This is a genomic window from Flavobacterium crocinum (assembly GCF_003122385.1).
GTDB classification, from domain to species: domain Bacteria; phylum Bacteroidota; class Bacteroidia; order Flavobacteriales; family Flavobacteriaceae; genus Flavobacterium; species Flavobacterium crocinum.
The window spans coordinates 1,047,527-1,071,950 of the sequence record NZ_CP029255.1; the positions used below are offsets into that span (position 1 = coordinate 1,047,527).

Below are 24,424 nucleotides of genomic sequence, written 5' to 3' on the forward strand. Positions count from 1 at the left end.
CTTTTGCAAAAATAAGCCCTTTATCGAAGAAAACTAATTAAAAAAATGTTAATTGTGATATTTTAGTCTAAAATCGCAGCGATTCCAGGTAAAACTCTTCCTTCTAACATTTCAAGCATTGCCCCACCACCAGTAGAAACATAGCTCATTTTATCTTCAAATCCGAACTGTTTTACAGCGGCAACAGAATCTCCACCTCCAACTAATGAAAACGCTCCTTTTTCTGTAGCTTCAGCAATATAATCTCCTAATGCGATTGTTCCTTTAGAGAAAGTTTCCATTTCAAAAACTCCTAATGGACCATTCCAAAGAATTGTTTTTGACTCTAAAATTACTTTTTTGAAGTTCTCTAAAGATTTTGGACCTGCGTCTAAACCTTGCCATCCGTCAGGGATTACCGTTACGTCTACAATCTGAGTATTTGCTGTGTTTGAGAAATCATCTGCAGCCACAACATCAACCGGAATATGAACTTGTACATTTTTCTCTTTTGCTAATCTTAAGATTTCTAAAGCTAAATCCAGTTTATCATCTTCACAGATAGACTCACCAATTTTTCCGCCTTGTGCTTTAATGAAAGTAAATGTCATACCTCCACCAATAATCATGTGATCTACTTTATCTAATATATTTTCGATAACTGTGATTTTAGACGAAACTTTAGAACCACCAAGAACAGCCGTTACAGGTTTTACACTGTTATTTAGAACTTTGTTTAAACTGTCAATTTCTTTTGCCAACAATGTTCCGAAACATTTTTTGTTTTCGAAAAACTGTGCAATGATTGTAGTCGATGCGTGTGCTCTGTGCGCTGTACCGAATGCATCGTTTACATAAATATCTCCAAGAGAAGCCAATTCTTTTGCAAAAACAACATTTCCTTCTTCTTCTTCAGCGTGGAAACGTAAATTTTCTAATAAAAGAACTTCACCTGGCTGTAAGTTTTTAGCAGCTGTCTGAGCAGGCTCTCCAATGCAGTTTTCTGCAAACTTAACCTCAACTCCTAAAATTTCAGAAGCTGTTTTTAAAATATGTTTTAAAGAATATTTTTCTTCAGCACCTTTTGGTCTTCCTAAATGCGACATTAAGATTACACTTCCGCCCTGAGCCAAAATGGCATCAATAGTTGGTTTTGCAGCTTCAATACGTGTCGTATCAGTTACATTAAAATTCTCATCCAACGGAACGTTAAAGTCTACACGGATAATTGCTTTTTTATTTTTAAAATCGAAATCGTTTAAAGTTTTCATCTTGATAATTTTTAGTTTTTTTTTAGAAAGAAAAACAAATATAGGACTTTTAGTCTTCTAATAAATTCGGATAAACTAAAAAAGAAGCAAGAAAAAGAACGAAAACGTTATAAATTTACAAAAAAAATGGTTTATTTAAGAATAAAAACAAATTTAGACCACAATTTAATACTGCCTTTTATAAAAAAACCTTTCCTGTCAACAGAAAAAACAGGAAAGGCAAAAAATGAAAATAGATTTATTTTTTGTTTTTGGAGGATAAATTAGTCTTCTGTCTGAATGTAACAAATAGACAAATTGTTCTGAACCGGAAACATAATGGTTTCGTATTCGTTTTGGTTTTCGACGTTTTTAGAAACCAGATAATTTCCTTCAATAATTCCGAAATAATTTAATAAAGGCGTATAAAAAGTAATTCCAATTTTATGTTTTGATATATCTGTTATATCTGTATTTATAATATCTAACTGATAATTGATGAAAGGAAAATAATGGCTACCCAAAACATCCATAACACGATGAAAATTTCCTTTTAACTGCTCCACATAACCACTTGCTGCAATTCCGGTTAAGAAATGCAACTGATTTGCTTTTTCATTTTCACTCAGCAATTCTCTAAATGTATTCTTCGGATTTGTTGCTGAATTGAATTGCTGACTCTGCATTTGATATTCTTTGAAAGTATCTTCAAAAACATATTTGTCCCACAAAAAAGAAGACGAATTATCTATGACAATACGATAAGCCAATTTTATCTTTGTAATCTTCATGAATTAAGCATTTTTAACGGCACTTCAATTACCATTAGAATAGCATTTTCTGAAAGAGCTTCCCATTCAATTTTATCCGTTTCTTTTAAAGCTAATCCGTCTTTGGCTTCTACAAGTCGATCCTCCACTTCAAAGGCACCATTGAGTACAAATACAAAAACACCATTTTTTGAATTTCTTAGAGTAAAAGATCCGTGTTTTCTTCCATCATAAAGTCCGATAAACCCAAGCGCTCTTTCAACTTCAAATAAAGAATAAAGCTTATTATGTCTGCTAAAATCAAATTTGTACTGCTGGAAATAGTTTTTAAAATATTGTCTTCCCATTTCAAACTCAATTTCCAGATAACTTACATTTTCATTTTCGTACGGATTGAAAATTTCAACCGTTAATTCGTCATCAGCAGCCAGAACGCGAATTTGATCTATTCGCAGAAATTCTTCATTACCCAGATTGTCTTTATATTCTATTCCGCCGAACAAAGGCAAAATGATGACATTTGTTTTAGAATTTATAAATCTCGTAATACGTTGCTGAGGAGCCAGTATTATTTCATTCAAAACCTTTAATGATCCAAATGCATTTCTGGATAAATTTTGATATTCTTCAAAATTAAAAGTCGCAAAACAATTGTGTTTTCCGGAATTGAAAATGCCTCTTGAATCTGATTTATAAATTTGGGCTGGAATCTGCGCTATCATGATACACTATTCTAAAAAATTAACTTGCTACGTTTATGGTGTGTGTTAAAACATAACCTTCACTAATACTTCCCGTTACTGTTCCCAATTCATTAGTAACTGAATCAGAAAACACATTATCTGAAGCATTATAGGTATAACCTGATAATCCTTTAGTGTACCCATTTGCAGTTGATGCATTTACTGTAGCCACTGCACTATTGGTTCCTTCAGGAAAAGCAATTTGTGTTACCAATAAAGAAGTCCCGCTTGCATTGTAAATGTGAACGTGAATGTGAGTTGCACGGCCTGAATACCAACCCGGAAAAATAGAGGTAAAGGTTACCAATCCATTTTCGTCTGTGGTTTGTCTTCCTCTTAAAAAGTGATAGGAAGTATAATTGACAGACTGCATCGAAGTACCTCCATACTCAGAATAATATCCGTCTTTATCGCAATGCCAAATGTCTACAATTGCATCTTTTAAAACGGCACAGCTTGCTTTGGTATTTTTAATTGTGATTTTAATCGTAAAAGCAACACCTGTTCTATCCATCACGATATTTGATTTTACCAAAGATGATGGCGTAATTGTTGGAAACGGACCAGCGGTTTCAGATGGTGTTACCGAACAACTACCAGAAGAAGATCCTGAACTTGAACCTGAGTCAGAACCTGAATCGGTTCCGGTTGATGAAGCAGATGAATCGTCATCTTTACTGCATGCGTTTATGATCGGAATTGCCAAAGTACCAATTCCTACTAAACCCAAACCTCTTAAAAACTCTTTTCTTTCCATTTTTTTGTCTTTTTAAATGTTATTCAATTAAATGATTAACAGCTATTTTGAAGTAAAATTATTGGAAATTGAGCCTCAATAAAAAGTTTGAGGTAAACAAGATTATTTATGAGGTAAACTGAAAAAAAAGTTTTTTTTGTAGTAAAAAACGCATTTCAGTATAATCCAGATATAGTATAAAAAGAGGCAGCCTGAAAAGTAATAAAGAAAAAATCCTCTTTGAGAAGCGTATTATACATCCAAATTAAAACAAGCAGCAAGAGCTAAAACTCCGGCCGATCGATATAAAATCAAACATCCTCAAAAGGTATTCATTTTTGAAATCAATATTGAATAATTTTAAAAAAGCAATATACTCCTCTTTAAACGTTTTGGTTTTGTGATGTTCTTCTTGATTTTCAATATATTTAATCACATTCGTCAATTGCGAATGTCCATATGAAAAAGCACCAAAACCATTCGGCCATTCAAATTTTCCATTTATCCATTTTTGTTCATTAATGAATTTGGATGAACATGATTTAATATCTCTTACTAAATCCGATAATGATACATTCGGTTTTATTCCCACTAAGAGGTGAATATGATCCGGCATTCCGTTAATTGCAATCAGTTTTTGTTTTTGATTAGTAACAATTCCTGTGATGTATTTGTAAATTTTATCTTTCCTGTTTTTAGAAATTAGGCTTTGTCTTCCCTTAACTGCAAAAACAATTTGAACATAAAGTTGCGAATAAGTATCGGCCATTTTTTTATTAAATTTATTGAATAGTAAATCTAGAAAACAAATCAAACTGTAAGATAAATATTTCTTTTTTTTATACAGATAAATATGTCGCCTCTCCGGGGCTTTATGCAGGGGTTGCTAAATTATGCTATAAATATTGGGCTTCTCCGAAGCCATTTTAGATCTCTTGCAAAAGTTTTGAAGAGACGAAATATTTATAGCAAAATTTGCTCAACATTACTTAAAATCCCAATTGCTCGAACTGGAAATTCTGACTATTAATATTGGGTAACTCTTCAGTCATTTTTAAAGCTTTGGTAAAGTTTTGAAGAGATGAATATTTATACAATGGTTATTTAAAATCCCCCATCTCGTAAAAGGAAAATTTTAGGAAACAAAAAAAAAGAGCTTCGGAGAAGCTCAATATTTATAGAAATCGGATAATCATCGACAATAAAGCTCCAGCGGAGCGGCATCTTTATTTACAATGGCTGTAGATTTTGCTCCGTTGGAGCTCTTTTGTATTAACGTAATTAAATTTCTATAAATACTTTGCTCCTTTCAAGCTTAGTAAAATAAATAGAGATCAAAACAAAAAAGATTGTCTAATAATGGACCGCATGATTGAATATACAATCGGTATTATATCACTTTCCTTCGAAAAGTGCAAAAAATGCTTCTTCGTAACTCACACTGATTGGAATTTCGGTCTGATCAATGTATATAATTTTGTTTCTGATTTTAGAAACCTTGGAAATGGGAACTATAAACGAACGATGTACACGTACAAATTCTGTTTCAGGTAATTTCTGAATTATGGCTTTTAAGGTCATACGTGCGACAACTGTTTTTTGATCTTTGATATGAATCTTTAAATAATCATCCAGACCTTCAATATACAAGATATCTGAAAATAGGATTTTAATAAGGCTGTAATCGGCACGGATGAAAAGATATTGTTGTTCGATATTTTGGTTTTGCAATTTCCATTGCGAATAGGCTTTTTCAGTGGCCTGCTGAAATCTGGAAAGCGAAATTGGTTTCAATAAATAGTCGGTTGCACTGAGTGTAAAACCTTCAACAGCAAATTCAGAATAAGCTGTTGTGAAAATAACCATTGTTTTGTGTGGGAGTTTTTTGTAGAAATCCAATCCGGAAATCGACGGCATATTGATGTCAAGAAACAGCAAATCGACTGGATACTTTTTTAAGTATTTAAATGCTTCATCCGATTTTGTAAAAGTTCGTTCCAAATCTATGTATTCAATAGTATCACATAAACTTTGAAGAATTTCTAATGCTAATGGCTCATCATCTAATGCTATTGCTTTTATCATCGTATTTTAACGCTCAAATTTACCACATACTTTTCTGCCGAATCTTCTATCATTAAAGCATGTTTGTTAGGATATACCAACTTTAATCTGTCAATCGTATTCTGAAGTCCAATTCCGGACTCGGACTGAACCGAAAAGGTCTTTTTATTGGAAACATATAAAGTTAGTATTTCTTCTTCAATATCAATTTTAATATAAATTTCGGAAGTCTGATCCGGATTTACACCATACTTGAAGGCATTTTCTATAAAAGAAATTAAAATAAGCGGTGTTATGACTTTTCCATGCGTACTTCCAATTACTGAATAATTGATATTTACGGTGTTTCCTAAACGTGTTTTTTGAAGCGAAATAAAGTTGCTTATATAATTGATTTCTTTAGTCAGATCGATAACCTCATCATTTGAATTGACCATAATGTAACGCATCAACTCAGAAAGCTGAACTACTGCATCCGGAGTTTTGTCGTCTTTTTTTAAAGCAAGCGCATAAATACTGTTCAGAGTATTAAACAGAAAATGCGGATTGATTTGTGCTTTTAAAAAGGCTATTTCTGATTTTACTTTTTCTTTTTCAACACTTTGCAATCTACCCGAAATGGCAAAAAGCAAACTGGTCACTACACCAATTAAATAAACCAAAGAGGTATGACCATATTGTGTTGGCGGACCACCATTGAATTCAAAAGACATGGGATGACTTCCGTGCGGAGGCGGAGGAAATCTTGCATCAAATGGTTTGGGGTGACCGGGAAATTTTCCGGAATGGTATTCAAAATCTAAAAAGTTTCGGCTTGGATGATCCAAAACGGTGGAAATCCAAAGAAAGAATAATAGAAAAACAATTATAATTAAATAGTATAAAAGTTTTTTGTCTGAGAAATATAGTTTCGGAATTAAATAATAATAATTGAAATAGAAGAAACAGAGTAACCCAAAGTAGATAAAAAGATAAATTCTGTCATGCGCATTACTGTACAGATTTGGCAAAGAAAAAACGGTATTTGTAGACGTAAATGCATACGGCAAAAATAAAAAAGCGAGGCACAATACTATGTGTTTCGCATAAAATGAAAATTTTGCTTTCATAATTCAAATCTGATTATACCGTTTTTAAACAAAAATGATAAAACTCAAATTTAATGTTATTGCAGATTTATTTCAAATTATTGCGGTAAAAACACCTAATGTTGCGACTCGCTTTTAAAATGTCAGCCTTTTTCGGGCCTATATTATAATCGTTATTTGGCGATTATTCGTGAACAGGACTCTGCGTACAAGGACAGTTACTGATCGATTGTAAGAAATCAAATCCGATTGTTATCGAATGTGTTCCTGAATTGTAACTTCCAAGACCGTTAAACATTAACTGGTAAGAATAAGCAAAATAGAACTTAGATTTCATAAAACCGGCCATTGGTCCCATTGCTAATGGTTTTGGGAACTGGTCATTTAAGAAACGATACGAAACGCCAATCCAATAGTAATCTTCGTAACGATTGTAACGTCTGTATTTGAAGTTAAAATCGGTAGTAGAACGCTGGTCACTTGCAAAATACTGCAAGAAAACCGATGGTTCATATTCGATACGTCTGTTTTCGCCATCTCTAAATGTAAACCCTGAATATACCTGGAAATTGGAAAGCAAATCCGGTTCGTTGGTTCTATCCTTAGTTAGGTTTTTCTTTAAAACGTTATTGGCATTAAAGCTTAAATAAAATCCTTTATGACGGTATAAAGCACTAAGGTCAAAGTTATTATTTGAAGTTTGACGATTATCTGTTACAGAAGGATCAAGACCACCTCCGACTCCTTCAAAATTCCCTGTTTCTAAACGGAAGGTATTTATATTATACGAGATACCAAATGATAGATATTTTTCAGAATAATAATCTAAGATAAGGTGGTGTGCAAACGAAACTTTGGCTCCGGTTTGTTTTGTATTACCGTTACTATCGTTATACAACGATATACCAACTCCCGAACGATCCAGAACACGAAAATCTGCATACAATGATTGGTTATCCGGTGCATCTTTAATTCCGACCCACTGTGTTAAACCATTGGCCCTGATACGGAGGTTATCTCCAATACCGGCATAAGCAGGTGAAAGAATAAAAGGGTTATCAGCTAAATACTGTGTAAACACCGGTAGGTTTAACTCTTGGCTGTAACTTGTTGTTACAGCCATGAGTACTAAGGATAAAATAAACTTTTTCATTGTAATAATTTTTTTAGATAACATCATTGGGGCTATAATTTTGTTATCTGTATAATGTGAAATGTCCAACAAACTCTCTATTATCTTTTGGATCATTCAGTTTAAGAACATACCAGTAATCTCCTGTTGGTAATTCATTTCCGTTGTATCTACCGTCCCATTTTCCTCCAACTTTATATTTACCGACTACTCGACCGTATCTGTCATAAACATCGAACGTCAGATCTTTGTAAGCTAATGCACCACAACCTGGACCAATAGTAGTATTAGCACCTGAACCGTTTGGTGTAAAGTAGTTCGGCAGACAGAAGTCGTAGAATGTACCAGGAACATCAATTGTTGCTTCACAACCATTTTTGTCTCTTACAATCACTTTATAAACATCTGTTCTGTAGATTCTATAAGTATTTGATGAAGAGAATGGCTCTCCGTTGAAACTGTATTCGTATGGCGCAACACCTCCGGAAGCTTTTACTGATATCGTATTGATTTCATTGCTTTGTTTTGTTGTATCAATTAAACTTAGTTCAGCAATTGCATTTACAGGGAAAACTGCAGTTGGCACTTCACATCCGTTAGTGTGTCTTGCAACGATGAAGTGATCACCAGCAGGAACATTTGTGAAGATGTTACTTGGCTGATAAGTACCATTGTTGTCTAATGAGTAATCTACATCTGTAGGACTATTAGATGGATCAACAGTAACTATTATCATATTTGCTTGTGCATTGTTAACACAATCGTATGTTACCTCAACAGTTGGGTTAAGAACTACAGCATTGTCCATATTAACTTCAACCATAGTTGTACAACTAGCATCTTTAATGTAAACATTGTGTAAACCTCCTTTAAGGTTACTAAAGTCATGTCTTGTACCATTATTCAATGGAACATAAGTACCATTTTCATTATCAAGACTAATACTGTATGGCAATGTACCACCAGAAACCTCTATACTAAATGCACCATCTCTGTCACCATCACAAATTTCTTGTATAATAGGACCAACCACTTTACCTTCTAAAGGATTTGGCTCTGTGATTTCCCGTTCAATAATTACGAAACATGAGTTTTCATCCTGAACTATTATTGTATAAGTCCCCGGAGCTAATCGATCAAAAATAAACTTATCATCGAATTGTCCTAAGTTTGGAGAAATTGCATATTTAATAACACCTGTACCACCAGTTGCAGCAATAACAATTTTACCATCATTAGCTCCAAAACAAGTTGCATTTGTAACTGATGGAGTTGCAAGCAACTCTGCATCTGGTTCTTTAATAGTTATTGGACCAGAATCGTATTGACAATCTCCACTATCAACTCGTACAACATACACTCCTTTAGGAAGTAAGTCGAAATAACCCTCTGGTTGAGGACCTCTTACAACCACACCAGAATCATTAAATAAAGTATAAGAATAATTTCCTAATCCACCTACACCTACAGCATCAATAACTGCAGTAGCACTTCCTTTACAATAAACCTCAGCGTTCATTAAATCTATCTCTAAATCTAACGGTGCTAATGGGTTTATAGTAACATTGTTAGAAATAACTCCAATACATCCATTAGAATCTCTTACATAATACTGGTGATCTCCTATACCTACTGAAAAAGTCGTAGATGATCCAAATGAACCAGCAATAGTTGTAAATGTCTTATCAGTACTATACTCATAAGGACCAGAACCACCAATTGCACTTAAAGTTAATGTCGCATCAGTTTTACAAGTAATTCCTGTAGCAAGTGTTAATGACGGCTCAACTTTTGACGGCTCGTTAATCACTATCTCAGCACTTGGTGCTGAAACACAGTTAATTCCGTCAACCACTGTTACACTATATCTTCCTGCACTTAAACCTGAGAAAACTGGGCTAGTTTGCGATTCACTTGACATTACAGGATCAGTAGAAAGATAATTCAAGATATATGAATAGTTCATTTCCTGACCTCCAGTTGGAAGATCAACAGTAATTTCACCACTTGTATCTCCATTACACAATAAAGTATTTACAGTTGCATTTGCTGTAACTAAAATTGGATCTGGATTTTTTAATGTTACTGTTGCTGTATCAATACATCCATTAACGTCTTTAACGTTTACGGTATAAACTCCTGCTGTCAAATTCTCAAAATAAGACTGAGTAGAATATCCTACACTTACTGGACCAACCAATTCATAAAGGTAGTCTCCACCTAGCCATCCACCTTCAGCGCTTACCGTGATAGTACCATCATTACCCGGATCACAAGTGATTGGAGTATGGCTTTCTGATATTGTTAAGGCTGCATCAGGCTGTTCGATTATAAATGATCTTTCAATCTCACAGCTTGGCGGACCAACTAATTTTGCTGTTACAGTATAATTACCAGCTGGTAAGTTCGGAATATTTATTGTTGCTCCTGATGTTGTTCCGCTAAGGTTAACAGGACCCGTAATAACATAATCAAAAGCTCCTGCATCATCACTTGGGTCTGTTTGGTTGTCAACAATAGTTAAATCAACACTTCCTGTTGCACTTCCAAAACAAACAACATTTTTAGTAATTCTCTCCAGTTCAAATGTATTTGGATTATTTACATAATGAATATTTGTAATAAAACATCCTGTAATAGGATTAGTTACTGTAACTAAATAGTTTCCAATTGTCAATCCTGTGAAAGCGCCATCATTATTTGTTTGATCGTAAGTACTTCCAACTGAAATTCCTTTTACATTGTAACTTAAAACTGGCATTGGTGTAGCAGTTCCTACAGTAATTGCATTTACTTGAATACTTTCGTCATTATTACAAGTAATTGCTGTTGTCACTGTAATTGCAGCTGGAGTAGCAAACTCAATTCCGACAAATGGTTGTATTGTAGCTGTGGCTGTACCCAAACATCCTTTATCATCATATACATTAATTACATAATTTCCTCCTAATAGATCTGATTCAATATAAACAGGATTATCTCCTCTTTGAACCGCCACTGGGTTTCCATCTCTAAAGAATTCATATACTGTATACGTATTAGAACCTCCCGATGGTAATGGTATTGTAATCGTAGCATTATTCTCTTTGTTACCAGTTGTACATCTGTAATCTGCCACTACTGGAGCTGGAATCACAATTGGTAATGGTTCACTAACATCAATATCTTTAAAAACAGGACATCCTTTTCCAGAAGTTACAGTAACTCTGTACGTACCTGCTGGAAGGTTTGTAAATACATTACCTACCAATGTCATTCCGATTGGAGCTGGATTAATAGCATATGTATATACTGGATTATTATTTACAGTTCCTGTTGTAGGATCCATTTTAACCGTAATCGATCCTGTACTTCCTCCATTACAAATTACTGGACTTGGAACTAAAGTAAATTCGATAGCAGTATTTGGTACTGGAATTACAGCATCTACTAATACCGTACAAGTTGTTACATTATCTCTAACTGTAAATTGGTAATTACCAGGAGTCAAATTACTAAATACAGGAGAAGAACCAAACATAATACCATCTTGGCTAAACTCATAGTTCGCTGTTCCAGAACCTCCTGAAGGCAATAATGTTACTTCACCTTCATTTCCATTACAGATTGGAGAATTAGTTATTTGATAACCAGAACGTAAAGGCTGTAATATCGTTACCGGAGCATCAACTATACATAAGTTAGCATCTCTAACATATACTGTATAATCTCCAGGTGTAGTTACTTCCAATACATTGTTGTTTAATTGCCAAGTATTTTTGTCTAGACTGTATTCTAAATCTGATGTAAATCCTGTAGCTGTTACCGTAATAGTATAACCTGTTGTAGTAGCACAATGAGTTGGCACTACAGCAGTTATAGCTGGCATTGGATCTTGTGCGATGTTAACCGTTTTAAAGTCGTAACATCCGTTGGCATCTCTAACATAAACATCGTAAGAATCATATGCCGGAGCAATTTTAGCTGTAGCAATTTCTATTCTTGTAAATGTTTTATAATCTCCCGAAGCCGGAACTGTTGGTGGAGTTGTTGTTGGTACCACTGCATAAGAATACTCTTTTACACCTCCTACAATTGTAGTTGGATCTATGGTAATTACTGCAAACGGTTTATCACAATATTGATTTTTAACATCTGGAACAAAATTTATTAAGCTTAGCGCTGCTGGTTCTTTAATTTCTACATCAGTAGAAGTTATTGTACAACTTGGGTAAGCACCTTCTGTTACCACTACTCTATATTGTGTACCAGCAGTGAATCCGAAAGGAATTACAAATGGATTTGCCGTTGCTGTATCTCCTGGACCAGAAGTTACTGCCACTGGGTTTGTACCATTGAATACTTGATAAGTATAAGGTCCGCTATAATCTACAATATTAATTTCAATGGCCCCACTATTATTACCATTACAATCTACGTGAGCAGAAGCAATAGCATTCACAGAAGCAATTTCGTAAACAGGAATTTCATATTCAGGAGATTTGATACGACATCCTGTATTGTTGTCTATCACTTCAAACTGATAACTGCTTCCTGCTGTTGCATCATTATAAGTAAACGTATTTCCTGTAACTGTTGTAGCAGGTCCTGGGATTAATACACCGTTTTCATATACATTATATGTAAATGCGTTTGGCGTATTGCTTCCTCCAGTGATTTGTACATTTATTTCTTGTGCTCTGTTAATACAATCAATCGGATCTCCAAAAGTACCAATTGCAGAAATAAATTTAGGCAACGGATCTAAAACAGCTGGCAATTGTGTTGATTGAATACAGCCATTTGAATCTTTTACATAGAATGTTGGATTTTGAGTAAATCCAGTGTCAGATAATTCAAATGAGTATCTATTGTCTGCTGGTGTGCTGTTACTTTCGAAATAATTCGTACCATCGATACTGAAAGTATATGTACCTGTACCACCGCCACCTGTAACAACCGCAGTTGTTTTAGTTGGATCAACAGCACAGCTAAATGGTGTTACAGTAGCCGACGCTGTTACAAGAACAGGAGTTGCTATAGTTACATCTACATTAGCTTCACATTCTCTCGCTGATTGTACACTTACGTTATAATCTCCAGGAGTTAAACCAGTAAACAGATTATTATTTTTCTGAACTATTGGCGCGCCTGCTGGTGACGTCGGTGTAAGCGTATACGTATATTCAGGATTATCATTAACTGCTCTTAAATTAACAGTAATAGTTCCGTTGTTATTTGTGCCCTGTGGCGTATTACAATCTACTGGCGTAATCGCTATATCAGATTGTAATAAATCTACTGGCGTTGGAGGCAGCATAACAATTTTTTCTGTAATCGTGTAATTACAATTTCTAGCATCATAAACTACAAACTCGTAAGTTCCATTACCAGTTACAGTATATTCAGCAGTATCTGATCCTACAGGGAATGCTATAGGAAGCGACGCTCCAGTATTATCCTTATTAACAGTATAAGAATAAGAACCGTATCCTCCTACTGCAGTAATTTTGATCGTTCCGTCTACAATACCTGTACAGAAAATATCTTTTTCGTTTGTTGCCGAAGCAAATAGCTGTGGTTTAATTTCGTTATTTGAAACTGCAACTTCACAACCAAAAGCATCTTTTACAAAAATTTCATAAATTCCTGGAGTTAAGTCCTTGAATGTATTATCTATTGTCCAAGATTGTTTATTATCGATACTATACATGTATCCTCCTGCACCACCTGAAGCCGTAACAACCAAAGTGGCTAAATCTGTATTATCATAACAATAATCAGATGTTGTAGCAATAATAGCTGTTGGAGGAGTTGGAATTACCAAAGTAAATGAATCCGTAACAGTACAACCATTAGCATCTTGTACAGATACTCCATAAAGTCCGTCAAGTCTTAAGCCTCCAAAAATACCATCTGTATTTGTGATTGCTGGACCTGATGGAGGTGTAAGCGTAAATTTATTATTACCCCATCCTCCTTGAGCAGTAACTTTAACAGCGCCGTCAGTTGTACATCCTAATGGTGTAACATCTAAAGGATCTAAAGTGAATGCCACAACTGGCTCATTAATAACTGCAACTGTTGAAGTTGCAGGACATCTTGGATAAGCTGATTCTACTATTCTTACAGTATAATTTGATCCTTCTCCTAATCCGAACGGTATTGTAAATGGATTAGAAGTAGTAGTATCATGAGATCCAGATGCGCCTATTCCCACCACCGGTGTAGCACCATCGTACAATGCATACGTATATGGCCCTGTGTAACCTGAAACGAAAATTTCAATACTTCCATTCGTTGCAGATTTACAAGTTACATCAGCTACAGTAGTTGCTCTAACCTCTACAGTATTAAATACTGGAACTTCATAAATATTACTCAAAATTTCACAATGCGTTGCGTTATCAGTTATTCTAAACTGATATTTGCTTCCAATTGAAGTTGCATCGTAAGGAAATGTTTGTGAAACACTTGATGCTGCAAGAACTATATATGGATCACCATCGATCGAAACTTCATATTTCAAATCAATTGGAGTTGTAGATCCGCCTACAACTGTTATTTCAATAACTTCTCTTCCGTTTTGACAGTCAATTTGCGAATCTGCTGCTGTTGATCTCGTTGCTGTTGCTGAGATTAACTTTGGAAGCGGTTCTAAAGGAGTAGTCAATGTAGTACTTTCTACACAACCGTTAGCATCTTTAACCCAATATGTTGGATTTTGAACTCCAAGATTATCGGAAATTTCAAATGTATACTTATTGTCTGCCGGACTACTATTACTTGTAAAATAATCTGTACCGTTTTGACTAAAAGTATAAGTTCCTGAACCACCTGTACCTGTTACAACTACCGTTGTAGTTGCAGGATCTACCGTACAGCTAAATGGCGTTGCGTCTGCAGTAGCCACTACAGCTGCCGGAGCTGGTACATTTGCCGGTAATTGCAATTCACAACCTCTGCCAGAAATTACTTTAATCGTATAATCTCCCGCACTTAATCCTGTGAATACATTATTATTAAGTTGTGTTTTAACAGGTCCCGTTGGTGAAACAGGTGTTAATTCATAAGTATAATCTGGATTATCATTTGCTGGATTTAAATTAACAGTCAATGTTCCATTGTCTGTTGCTCCTACTTGACCAGCAGTACAATCTACAGGAGTAGTAACAATATCTGTCAATACAAAATTGATTGGTGTTGGAAGAATTAATTTCACGTCTACCGTTCTCGTACAAGATGTATTAACATCTCTAACTGTAACTGTATAATCTCCAGCTCCTATACCATTAAATGTCGGACTAAACTGTACCACATTTGCAATTGCTGGCAATGAAGTTTTTATTAATGTATACTCGAAGTTATTCGGCACGAATCCTCCTTTGACTTCCGCAGTAATTACACCATTGGTCTCTTCACAAATTGGCAATGTTGTAAAACTTGCTTCAAGCTCAAGTGGTGTAGAAATTAGATCTAAATCTACCTTATTACCACATCCGTTAACATCTTTTACTTCTACACTATGAGGTCCAGAAGAAAGATTTGGAATAGAGAATGATGCAGAAGGCATAGGAACAGGAGCTGCACCATCTAAAATATAATAATGTTGCCCCATACCTGTCGTTGTCAAATTAACATCGATTACAAAAGAACCTTCTGTAGCACAGATATCATTTGTCACCGCAGTAATAACCGGCGATGGATCTAATTCTACTTCAATAAAAGCTGTAGCAATACATCCGTTCGCATCTTTAACGTAAACGATATAACGACCGTTATCTCTATTGAAAGTATTAGATGTATGTGCTGTTAAACTAAATGTTGCACTAAAAGCTGCATCTGTAGGAACTGGATCCACATTATCAATTACACCAGCAGCCCCTGTATCAGGGAAAACCTGATATAAATAAGGATGTGCTGTGATACCGTTTGCAACATCTGCAGCTCTAACAGTTCCACCTTTTCCAAAAGCTTCAATAACACCTTTTGCAGAACCACAATTATCATTTTTCGCAGTAGCGCTTAATGACAATGGTACAACTGACTGTGTTATTGTAAACGTATCAGAAGAATTCATACAAACTGTATTTCCTAAATTGTCCTCTTCAGTAAATAAGATATAGTAAGTACCTGGTTTAAGAGGTCCTACATTATTTACAGTCATAGTTGGTAAGGTAACTGTTCCGCCTACTGCAGGTGTAACAATGATATTCGTTTGTGAATTGTAAATTTCATATTTAACTCGTGTTGTAGTTGGTTGCGGATTTGCAATTGTAAATGAAACCGTTCCATTGTCAGCTCCAGTACAAGTTACATTTGCAGCAGTAACAACACTTGTTAATGTAGATGCAGATTTCGTTGGTCCATCTGCCTGTTTGAAATAATAACATTTTGTTGTATCATCATAAACAACAAAAGAATATACTACTCCCGGATTAAGATTATTAAATGTAGACTGTAATAATAGCGGATCTCCCGGTAGTGCAGGAGGTGACAAAGCATCTGCACTCTGGTAAAAAGCAGCATAAGTTGCATAATCAAATTTTGTTGGATCTGTTGGATCTAAAGGATATTTAGCAAAATAATATGGTCCTCCAGGAATTGTTGGCGTTGCTGTAACTACTAAACTAGCAGTTGTACAAGACGCTGGTCCAGGAGTAACCTCAATTTTCAAATCTTCTGGCGGTGATGCCATATTGATTTTTTTAGTAAGTGAACATCCGTTTATATCAGATACTGTTAATTCATAAATTCCAAAATTTAAGATATTAAACGTATGGTCTTCATTTCCTGTAGGATGATAAACCTGAGTTGCGCTGGTGTTACTTGTTAAAGTATAAGTATAACCCGATGCAGCAGGAGCTGGATTGGTAGTTCCACCTGTCAGACCTATTACTGAGATAGAACCAAAAGTTGTACCTGTAGTACCTCCAACACATTTAATTTGAACATCAACTAAAGCAAAATCAATTTTTGGAGCATCTATAATACTAGTTGTTTCATCTTTATAACAACCTTTAGCATCAGTAACTCTAACAATATAATCTCCTGCAGGAAGACCTGTTGTCTGAATACCATAGTTTACGTCTGGTGTAGCAGGAACTAAAGCAGAATTATCTTTAGTTACATTTATTGTATAAGGACTCGCTCCTTTTGTCTGATCAATTGTTACAGTGATAGAACCCGTAGCATCTCCATTACACAAAATAGTTGAATTTGGAGTGAGAGCAAATTCCGGATTTGTTTTTGGTGCAACAACTACTGTTGAAGTAAGACTACAATTAGTTGTAGAAGCATCCCTTAAAGTGAACAAATAAGTTGTATCTCCACTTGCAGTAGTTGCAGTAGGATCAGTATATGTAAATGTTGTACCTATAACTGGTCTAACTGTAGGATCAGGTGTACCATTTATAGTAACAGTATAAGTATACGGTGTTTTTCCTCCCGAAACAGTCCCTTTAATTTCAATATCCTGACCATTACAAGTAGCTAAAGTTTCTAATTTGGCATTGAATTTTAACTCTGTTTCTATAGCTTGTGCTGGTAATGTTAAGATACAGCCTGTAGTCATGTCTTTAACTTTAACTACATAACTTCCTGGATTTAAGTTGTCGAAAGTTCCGCTTGTCTGATATTGCCCATCGTTAATATTGTACATATACGTCGGAGAAACAACAGCAGGTGTTACTACGATTTTCGCTTTCCCTACTGCATCATAACATAAATCAGAAGCTGTTAAATCAATACTTGCATCTGGCTGAATTGCTGCGTCAACATTAAATGTTGTCGAAATTGTACAGCCGTCTCCACTCAAATCTGTAACTGAAATTCCATATGTTCCAGATTGAGTCAAATTATTAAATGTAGAACTAGACTGTGGTCCAACTACAGTATTATCTGGTAATGTAAGTGTATATCTGTTATTACCCCATCCGCCAACTGTATTGATTACGACTTTACCATTGTTTGGTGAACAAGTAATCGGTGTAATAGTTGGTGCAGTAAATGCAAACTGGATTGCTGGCTCTTTTACTTCAACCGCTTTTGTTGCAGTACACTCAGTCGTTGGATTTGTAATTGTAATGGTATAAGTACTTGCCAATAGGCCTGTAAAAGTAATAACGTTTCCTGACTGTGATGATTGAGTATTAGGAATCACCACATTTGCACTATTTCTAAGTACATAAGTAAACGCTCCTGCCGCACCAGAAACTGTAAATACTATACTTCCATCATCATCTCCTTTACAAGTTACATTAGCACCTAGAGTACCGTTAACAAAAACAGGCAACGCTTTATCAATTGTATACTCGCCAAAAGTTGCACAACCGTAACTATCTGTAACTTTAAATTTATAAGATCCCGGAGGTAAATTATTAAATGTATGACTTTGAGCTGAAACATTTGTAGCAACAAGATCTGCTGCAGCCACCGTTGCATCAGTATCTGTTATTTCAAATCTAAATGGTGCAACACCATTGTCAACTGAAACTGTTAGGCTTGTTTTATCCTGACCTGTTGCACAAGTAATTGCTGCTGGCGGAGTAAAAGCCATGTTGGCTGGTGGGTCTAATGCCTCAACATCTGGAGATACTAAAACTCTAAATGGACAGTTATTTGCATCGTAAACATCAACAGTAACTGGACCTGTTGCTGTAGTTTGATAAGTGTTTGATATTACTGGTGTTAGACCATTATAACTATATCTGTATTTATTAGGACCTGTATAAGGTGTACCAGGAAGATCAATAACTACTGTAATTGTTGCTGCTAACACTGTAGTTCCACTACCACATTTTAATGGTGTAGTAACATCTGCGTGCGCAGTTAATTCTGCAGGATTATTTAATGTTTCTGATACAACAAATGTACATTTTTTAGCATCAGTAACTCTAAACCAATATGTCCCAGCTCCTATATTACTATGTTTGTTTGTAGCCATAGCAGAAAATCCTGTTGTACCAGAAGTAGTAGAAACTTCATAGGTATATGGTGACAAACCTAAACTTGCAGTTACCTCTATAGAACCATTTGTTCCATTATAACAAGTAGGATTTATTGGTTTTGTAACAGCAGTTGGATTTTCTTTTGTATTAATTGTTCTAGAAACAACTGTTGTACAGTTATTTTTATCTGTAATCTCAAAATAATGTGTTCCCGCCGCACCCGTGTCAAAAGTAAAAACTCTTGATCCTGCTGGTACATCAGTATATAATCCTGTAAATGGAGCTCCTGTTGTATTATGTCTGTATTTAAAATCAGGGTATCCGTTAGCAATAGTTACCTCAATTGTAGCATCTGGAGAAGCTGGTGCAACATCACAATCTAAATCAGCTAATAATTTAGTTGATGCTGAAACCGGTATAGCAATAATTTCTTCATCTAAATCAGTATAACATCCTGTAGAGGTATCTGTAACTCTAATAATATATTTTCCTGGAACTAATCCTGTGAAAGTTCCATCAGCTTTTGCAGTACCATTATTAATACTGTAAGTATAGTTTGCCTGTGTATTTGGAATTACTTTTAAAGTTGCTCCGGCACCACCCGCACATAAGCTTGAATCTGGATCTAAACTTGCGCTTGGTTTTGTTTCTGGATTAATTGTAAACGTTCCTGTTACTTCGCAGCCTTTTGCATCTTTTACTACAAATGAATAATCACCTGCATCTAAACCAGAAAATAATTTATTACTGTGTGAAACTGTCGGTCCTGCTGGTGCTGTTGGAGTAATAGAATAACTGTAAGATCCCCATCCACCTTTCGCATTAAATGTAACCGAACCTTTAGCTTTACAAGTCACATGTACTAAATCACTAGGGTCTAAAGCTAATACTGCCGTTGGAGCAGAAATTGTTTCATCATCAGACTGAGAACAATTTGTATCAACATTTGTTACTATAATGGTATGTAAACCTGCATTCAAATTTGGTGCAGAAATAGTAAATGAAGTTCCTGCATTAGGTGAAATTCCTGTTTGAACTGGTAATGCACCATCAATTTGATACGTATAATTTACATTATTACCTAAACCAGAAACTGTAAAAGTAACTTCTCCTTTAGAATCGCCTAAACAGTTTACATCGCTTACAACTTTACTTGAAATTGTGAAATCTTGTAATGGCTCAACTCTGTCATTCTTAGTGAAAGAACAATTTTTAGCATCTTTAACTTCAAAAGTATAAGTAACTCCTGGGTCTAAACCTGGGAAAGATCCTGTAGTATTACTTGTTGCAGCAGCTGTCGGAGCTGTAATTGCATATGTAAAAGGTCCTGTTAAAGTAACTCCTGAAGCATCTTTAACATCTGTAATAGAAAAATCTACTTTATTACTTGGACATTTAAGTGCCGATTTATTGATTGTCATTGCTTTTGGACCATTCAAAGCTACAATAGTCAAAGCTGGTGTAGTTGTATAACTACATGCATTAGTATCTGTAATTGTTACAGTATAATTTCCTGCTGCAGTAATACCACTAAAAACTTTAGAATCCTGAGTAGTTAATGCAACACCATTTCTATTTAAAGTATATTTATAATTACCATTACCACCAGTAACAACAGTTCCAACTGTAATTGTTGCAGGATTATCGCAAGTGTACGGTGTTGTTATAGATGCAGTACCAAAGATTGCATCTGGTGCAATCAAAGTTACTTCTAACATCTGTGTACATTTATTAGAATCTTTTACATAAAAAGTATATTTTACTCCGGCACTTAATCCTGTAAAATATGTTTGATCATTATACGTAATTCCATCTGTACTATATTTAAATCCGCCAGAACCTCCGCTTGCTTTTAAAAGAATTGTTCCGTCGTTAGAAGTATTACATTTAGGAGCAGTATTATCAGATGTTAAAACAATAGCGTTCAATGGAGCGATCGTAGCTGTTTTACTAATAACAGTACAATTTCCGGAATCTGTAATTCTAAAAGTATAATCTCCTGCTACAGCTGTTGTATAAGTAAAAGTATTTCCTGTAATTGTAGGCTGTACCAAAGTACCAGTTGTATTTCCTGAAGCTACTGCAACCATAAAAGGTCCTTTTCCTCCGGAAATAGTACCTGTAATTACTGCTCTATTATTTGGAGCTACATCACACGTCAAAGCTTTTGTAACGGGAACTTCTACTGTTAGTTTCTCGTTTATGACTTGAGTAATAGAATTAGATTCACAACCAAAACTGTCTTTAACTACAAAGGTATAAGTACCCGGTTCTGTTGCAGCATAGGTGAAAGTAGGACCCGTAAAAGTTGCACTAGCATCGCTTACTTTACCTCCGTTAAATTGTGTAGTATAAGTATAATCAGCAACTCCACCATTCACTCTTACAATTATTTGAGCTGTGGTGTCAAAACATAGATTTGAAGTGTCAAATCCTATTTGTGGCGGAGTAGGAGCTACAACATCTACAGATGCCATAACTGCAGTCTCACATAAATTTGCATCTCTCGCAATTACCTTATAGTTTCCTGTCTTTTTAATATCAGGAAACTCTCCTGTTGATTGAAAGGCTTTTACAACAGTTACACCATCAGTCTCTCTTAATTCATATTCGTAACCCGGGGTTCCATCGCTTGCCTGAGCTTTAATTATTGCTCCTGTATCACATGTAGCAACTTGATCAACCCAAGCATTCACTTTTAGAGCTTTTGGAGTTTTTATTTCTTGTGCTAATGGGAAAACACAGCTTCCAGCCGTATCATCATAGCGAATTCTTATATTGTAAATTTTACCTTCTAAGCCTGTTAAAGTTTTACTTCCTATATTTGAAGCAGGAACAGGAATTACAGTTTCCCAATTTCCACCGTCTACAGAATATTGAAATCCTTTTACAGGATCAAAATTTTTAGCTGATAATGTAATTTCTCCATTTCGCTCGCCACTACATTTTACATCTTTATAACCTGTTATACCAGCAGAAAATGCTTTACTTCCATCCACCACGATTGGAAAGTTAGCAACAGTATTACATGCTTTAGGCATTTGTGTAACTACTAAATCATCAACAGCAAAGTCAATACCGTTAACCTGAGAAAGTTCTAATCGTAATACGAAATCTAAAGTAGTATTATTTCCTGGATCAATTGTTCTCGTGTATTTAACCCAACCATTAGTTTTTGGTATTCCACCTGTAGATTGCGAAGATAATGGAACACCAGAAGCATTTTGCAACTCCACTGTAAGAGATGCATCTGGCTGATTATTCCCTACTTTTAATAAATTGGTACCAACAAACGTAACTTTAATTGGCACGTTTGGAATAATATCTTTAATGGTTTTTCTATATAAAACGGCATTGTTAGGAATAGATGTACCAGCATCAACGGCTAAAAATCTTCCGTTCGAGTTGGTCCCTCCACTAGTATTATCTCTAGGGCTCCACCATCCAGAGTAAGGATTATTTCTCAATAAATTTGTAACAGTGTATTCTCCATTACCAAATAATTTGTCGTTATTACATTTCGTAGCTTCTACTTGGCGTTCCCAACAAAAGTTAGGATTAATACCAGGCGAACTAACATCTGGTCCAGAACCAAAAGTTTCATTCAATAAAACACTTTCAGTAGGAACGCTTATCACATTATAACTTACAGATATAGTATGGTCTCCTTGTGTTACATTCCTAAAAACATTGGTAGGTGTATTGGTATTAAGAACTCCATCTATAAAGTAGTCATAAGTAAATTGAGGACTACCGCTTCCACTATTTGTAACTGTTACTGTTGTTGTTGCAGAACCATCACAATTAAAAATAGGATCTGCTACTTTTATAGTTGGAGCTGCTGGCTGTTCAAGTAAAGTAACTGCTGGTAAAGCTATTTCGCAATTAGCATCTTTAACATAAAAAATATGCGTTCCTGGATTAACATAGGCTTCTTTGTCAGTTGTCCAAGTTACCTTACCATCGTAACTGTATTGGTAAGGCCCTGTAGGTCCAACAATAGGAACCCCGCCTTCGGCATTTGTAATCCTAACCTTTCCCTTTTGCACATTACCTGCTGGCCCACAACCTGATAATTCTGCTACACCAGCAGATGCCGTTAATGCAGTGGTTAATCCAATAGAAATAGGATAATTAGGTTCTGTACAAGTAGTTCTGTTTTTGGTATATCTAACACTTATTATATAATTCTCAGGAGGAACATCACTATAAACTCTGCTTCCCGTAGTACCTGTAAGCGTCATTGTATTATATGCCGAAGAGGTATAGTTGTTTTCTCCCTGTAATCTAGTTTCAATAGTGTATCCTTTAGTTTCTGTAACAGTAATTGTAATTTTTCCATTTGGATTAGCACAATCTCCATCTGTTTTAGTAATGGTGTAAGTAGGCTTATCTGCTACAGGAACATTAATCTCTTTTTCAACAGAACAGCCATTTGCATCTTCAACACGAATTAAATATTTGCCTGAAGCAACTGTTGTAATTACATTATTTGCGTTTTGAAAAAATGGCGCATCATTAATACTTACCAAATATCTAAAAGGATAAGTCCCTCCTCCTGTCGCAACAGTAATAGCACCTGAACTACAACTATTTAAAGTTTTAGTAATTGTTGGAGTTGATGTTAATTGATTTGGAGCATTGGGTATAACAACTGAAGGCTTATTATCAATCATGCAATTTGATCCCTGAACGACTGTTTCTACTCTATAAGTACCAGAATCTAAACCTGTAAATGTATACTCTGCATTTTCTGTAGGACCAAAACTGCTTAATGGATCTGTACTTCCGGTAGGCTTATAAATATTATAAGTATATTTTTTCTTAATATCATTTGTAATTACTCGAATACTTCCTTTTCCATCATAACATCTTGGCGCTACAATTTCTGTAGTTACAGCATATGTAACATTTTTGATGTCAAGATTTATGACCTTAAATTCACAAGATCCAACTACACCTTTAATTCTGATGTAAGCAGTGTAATTACCCGGGGTTGTTGTATTGAAAATATTACTATCCTGAAATGTTCCTGATGATCCTGTAGTTGTAAAACTATATTCGTATCCACTACCAAATCCTCCAACAGTGATGTTACCTGTAATTTGACATGTTCCGGCACTATTTCTAATAATATCGCTCTTTGTAACCGCTGTAGGGATTAAAGTATTTTGATATACATTAAAATAAAATATATACGGAGTTCCTGTATTATCAACAATTCTGATTCTAAACTGACCTGCAGAATTTGCTAAGTAGTCTTTTCCTTCTCCTACTTTTACCCAACATGAAGCCGAAGCCGTTTCGTTAGCACAATCACTATTCGAAACTGTAATACAACTCCCTCCAGATATAAATCTCTCCCAAATAATAGATTGTGCATCTGTTATTCCAGTATTGATAGCTCTGGAATCATTTCCACCACACAAAAATAGTTTTGGTAATAACTTACCATCGTTGGGACATTGCACTACCTGCCCTGCATAAGGTAGTTGAGCATAAGGAATTACTGGATTTGTAAGAGGAGCTGGTGCAGCATTTTTTAATACTTCTTTAGCAGCATTCAAACTAAACGGATTCTCATTCTGATTATTCGCTTTTAAGAATAAATTCTCATGTGAAATTGAATTAAGCTTCGAATCGAACGCAACCCAATTTTGCGCATAGGAAGCAAAATTGAATAGCAAAGCTAAAACAAAAAGCAGCGTTTTTAAAGTTGTAGGTTTTTTCATAA

The 24,424-nt window shown here is 35.2% G+C and carries 9 protein-coding genes; all 9 read right to left on the reverse strand.

Translation table 11 applies throughout. The features are described 5' to 3' along the window. Positions 1–62: 62 nt before the first annotated feature. The 9 genes from HYN56_RS04905 to HYN56_RS04945 all read right to left on the reverse strand — a co-directional run bounded on the left by HYN56_RS04905 (position 63) and on the right by HYN56_RS04945 (position 24,422). Complete coding sequence (locus HYN56_RS04905; RefSeq protein ID WP_109191159.1) at positions 63–1,250, reverse strand: phosphoglycerate kinase; 1,188 nt, start codon at positions 1,248–1,250, stop codon at positions 63–65. 263 nt (positions 1,251–1,513) lie between these two features. After that, the gene (locus HYN56_RS04910) at positions 1,514–2,020 is read right to left on the reverse strand and encodes a hypothetical protein (RefSeq protein WP_109191160.1); all 507 of its coding nucleotides are present in this window, start codon (positions 2,018–2,020) and stop codon (positions 1,514–1,516) included. Then, positions 2,017–2,721 (reverse strand): pirin family protein, encoded by a 705-nt coding sequence (locus HYN56_RS04915; RefSeq protein WP_109191161.1) that lies wholly within the window; start codon positions 2,719–2,721, stop codon positions 2,017–2,019. Before HYN56_RS04915 ends, HYN56_RS04910 begins: the two co-directional genes overlap by 4 nt. A 19-nt stretch (positions 2,722–2,740) precedes the next feature. Continuing rightward, positions 2,741–3,499, reverse strand: coding sequence for a dioxygenase family protein (locus HYN56_RS04920; protein ID WP_109191162.1), 759 nt, complete (start codon positions 3,497–3,499; stop codon positions 2,741–2,743). A gap of 244 nt (positions 3,500–3,743) precedes the next feature. Continuing rightward, complete coding sequence (gene tnpA / locus HYN56_RS04925) at positions 3,744–4,247, reverse strand: IS200/IS605 family transposase (protein WP_109191163.1); 504 nt, start codon at positions 4,245–4,247, stop codon at positions 3,744–3,746. A 626-nt stretch (positions 4,248–4,873) separates the two neighbouring features. Further along, positions 4,874–5,563, reverse strand: a complete 690-nt coding sequence (locus tag HYN56_RS04930; protein ID WP_109191164.1) for a LytR/AlgR family response regulator transcription factor — start codon at positions 5,561–5,563, stop codon at positions 4,874–4,876. Continuing rightward, positions 5,560–6,651, reverse strand: a complete 1,092-nt coding sequence (locus HYN56_RS04935; RefSeq protein ID WP_109191165.1) for a sensor histidine kinase — start codon at positions 6,649–6,651, stop codon at positions 5,560–5,562. The genes HYN56_RS04930 and HYN56_RS04935 overlap by 4 nt, the downstream gene beginning before the upstream one ends. A 163-nt stretch (positions 6,652–6,814) precedes the next feature. Then, on the reverse strand, positions 6,815–7,783 hold the full coding sequence (locus HYN56_RS04940) for a PorP/SprF family type IX secretion system membrane protein (RefSeq protein ID WP_240622658.1): 969 nt from the start codon (positions 7,781–7,783) through the stop codon (positions 6,815–6,817). Between the two features lie 43 nt (positions 7,784–7,826). Next, entirely contained in the window at positions 7,827–24,422 is a 16,596-nt protein-coding gene (locus tag HYN56_RS04945) for a T9SS type B sorting domain-containing protein (protein WP_167398275.1), read from the reverse strand. Positions 24,423–24,424 lie beyond the last annotated feature (2 nt).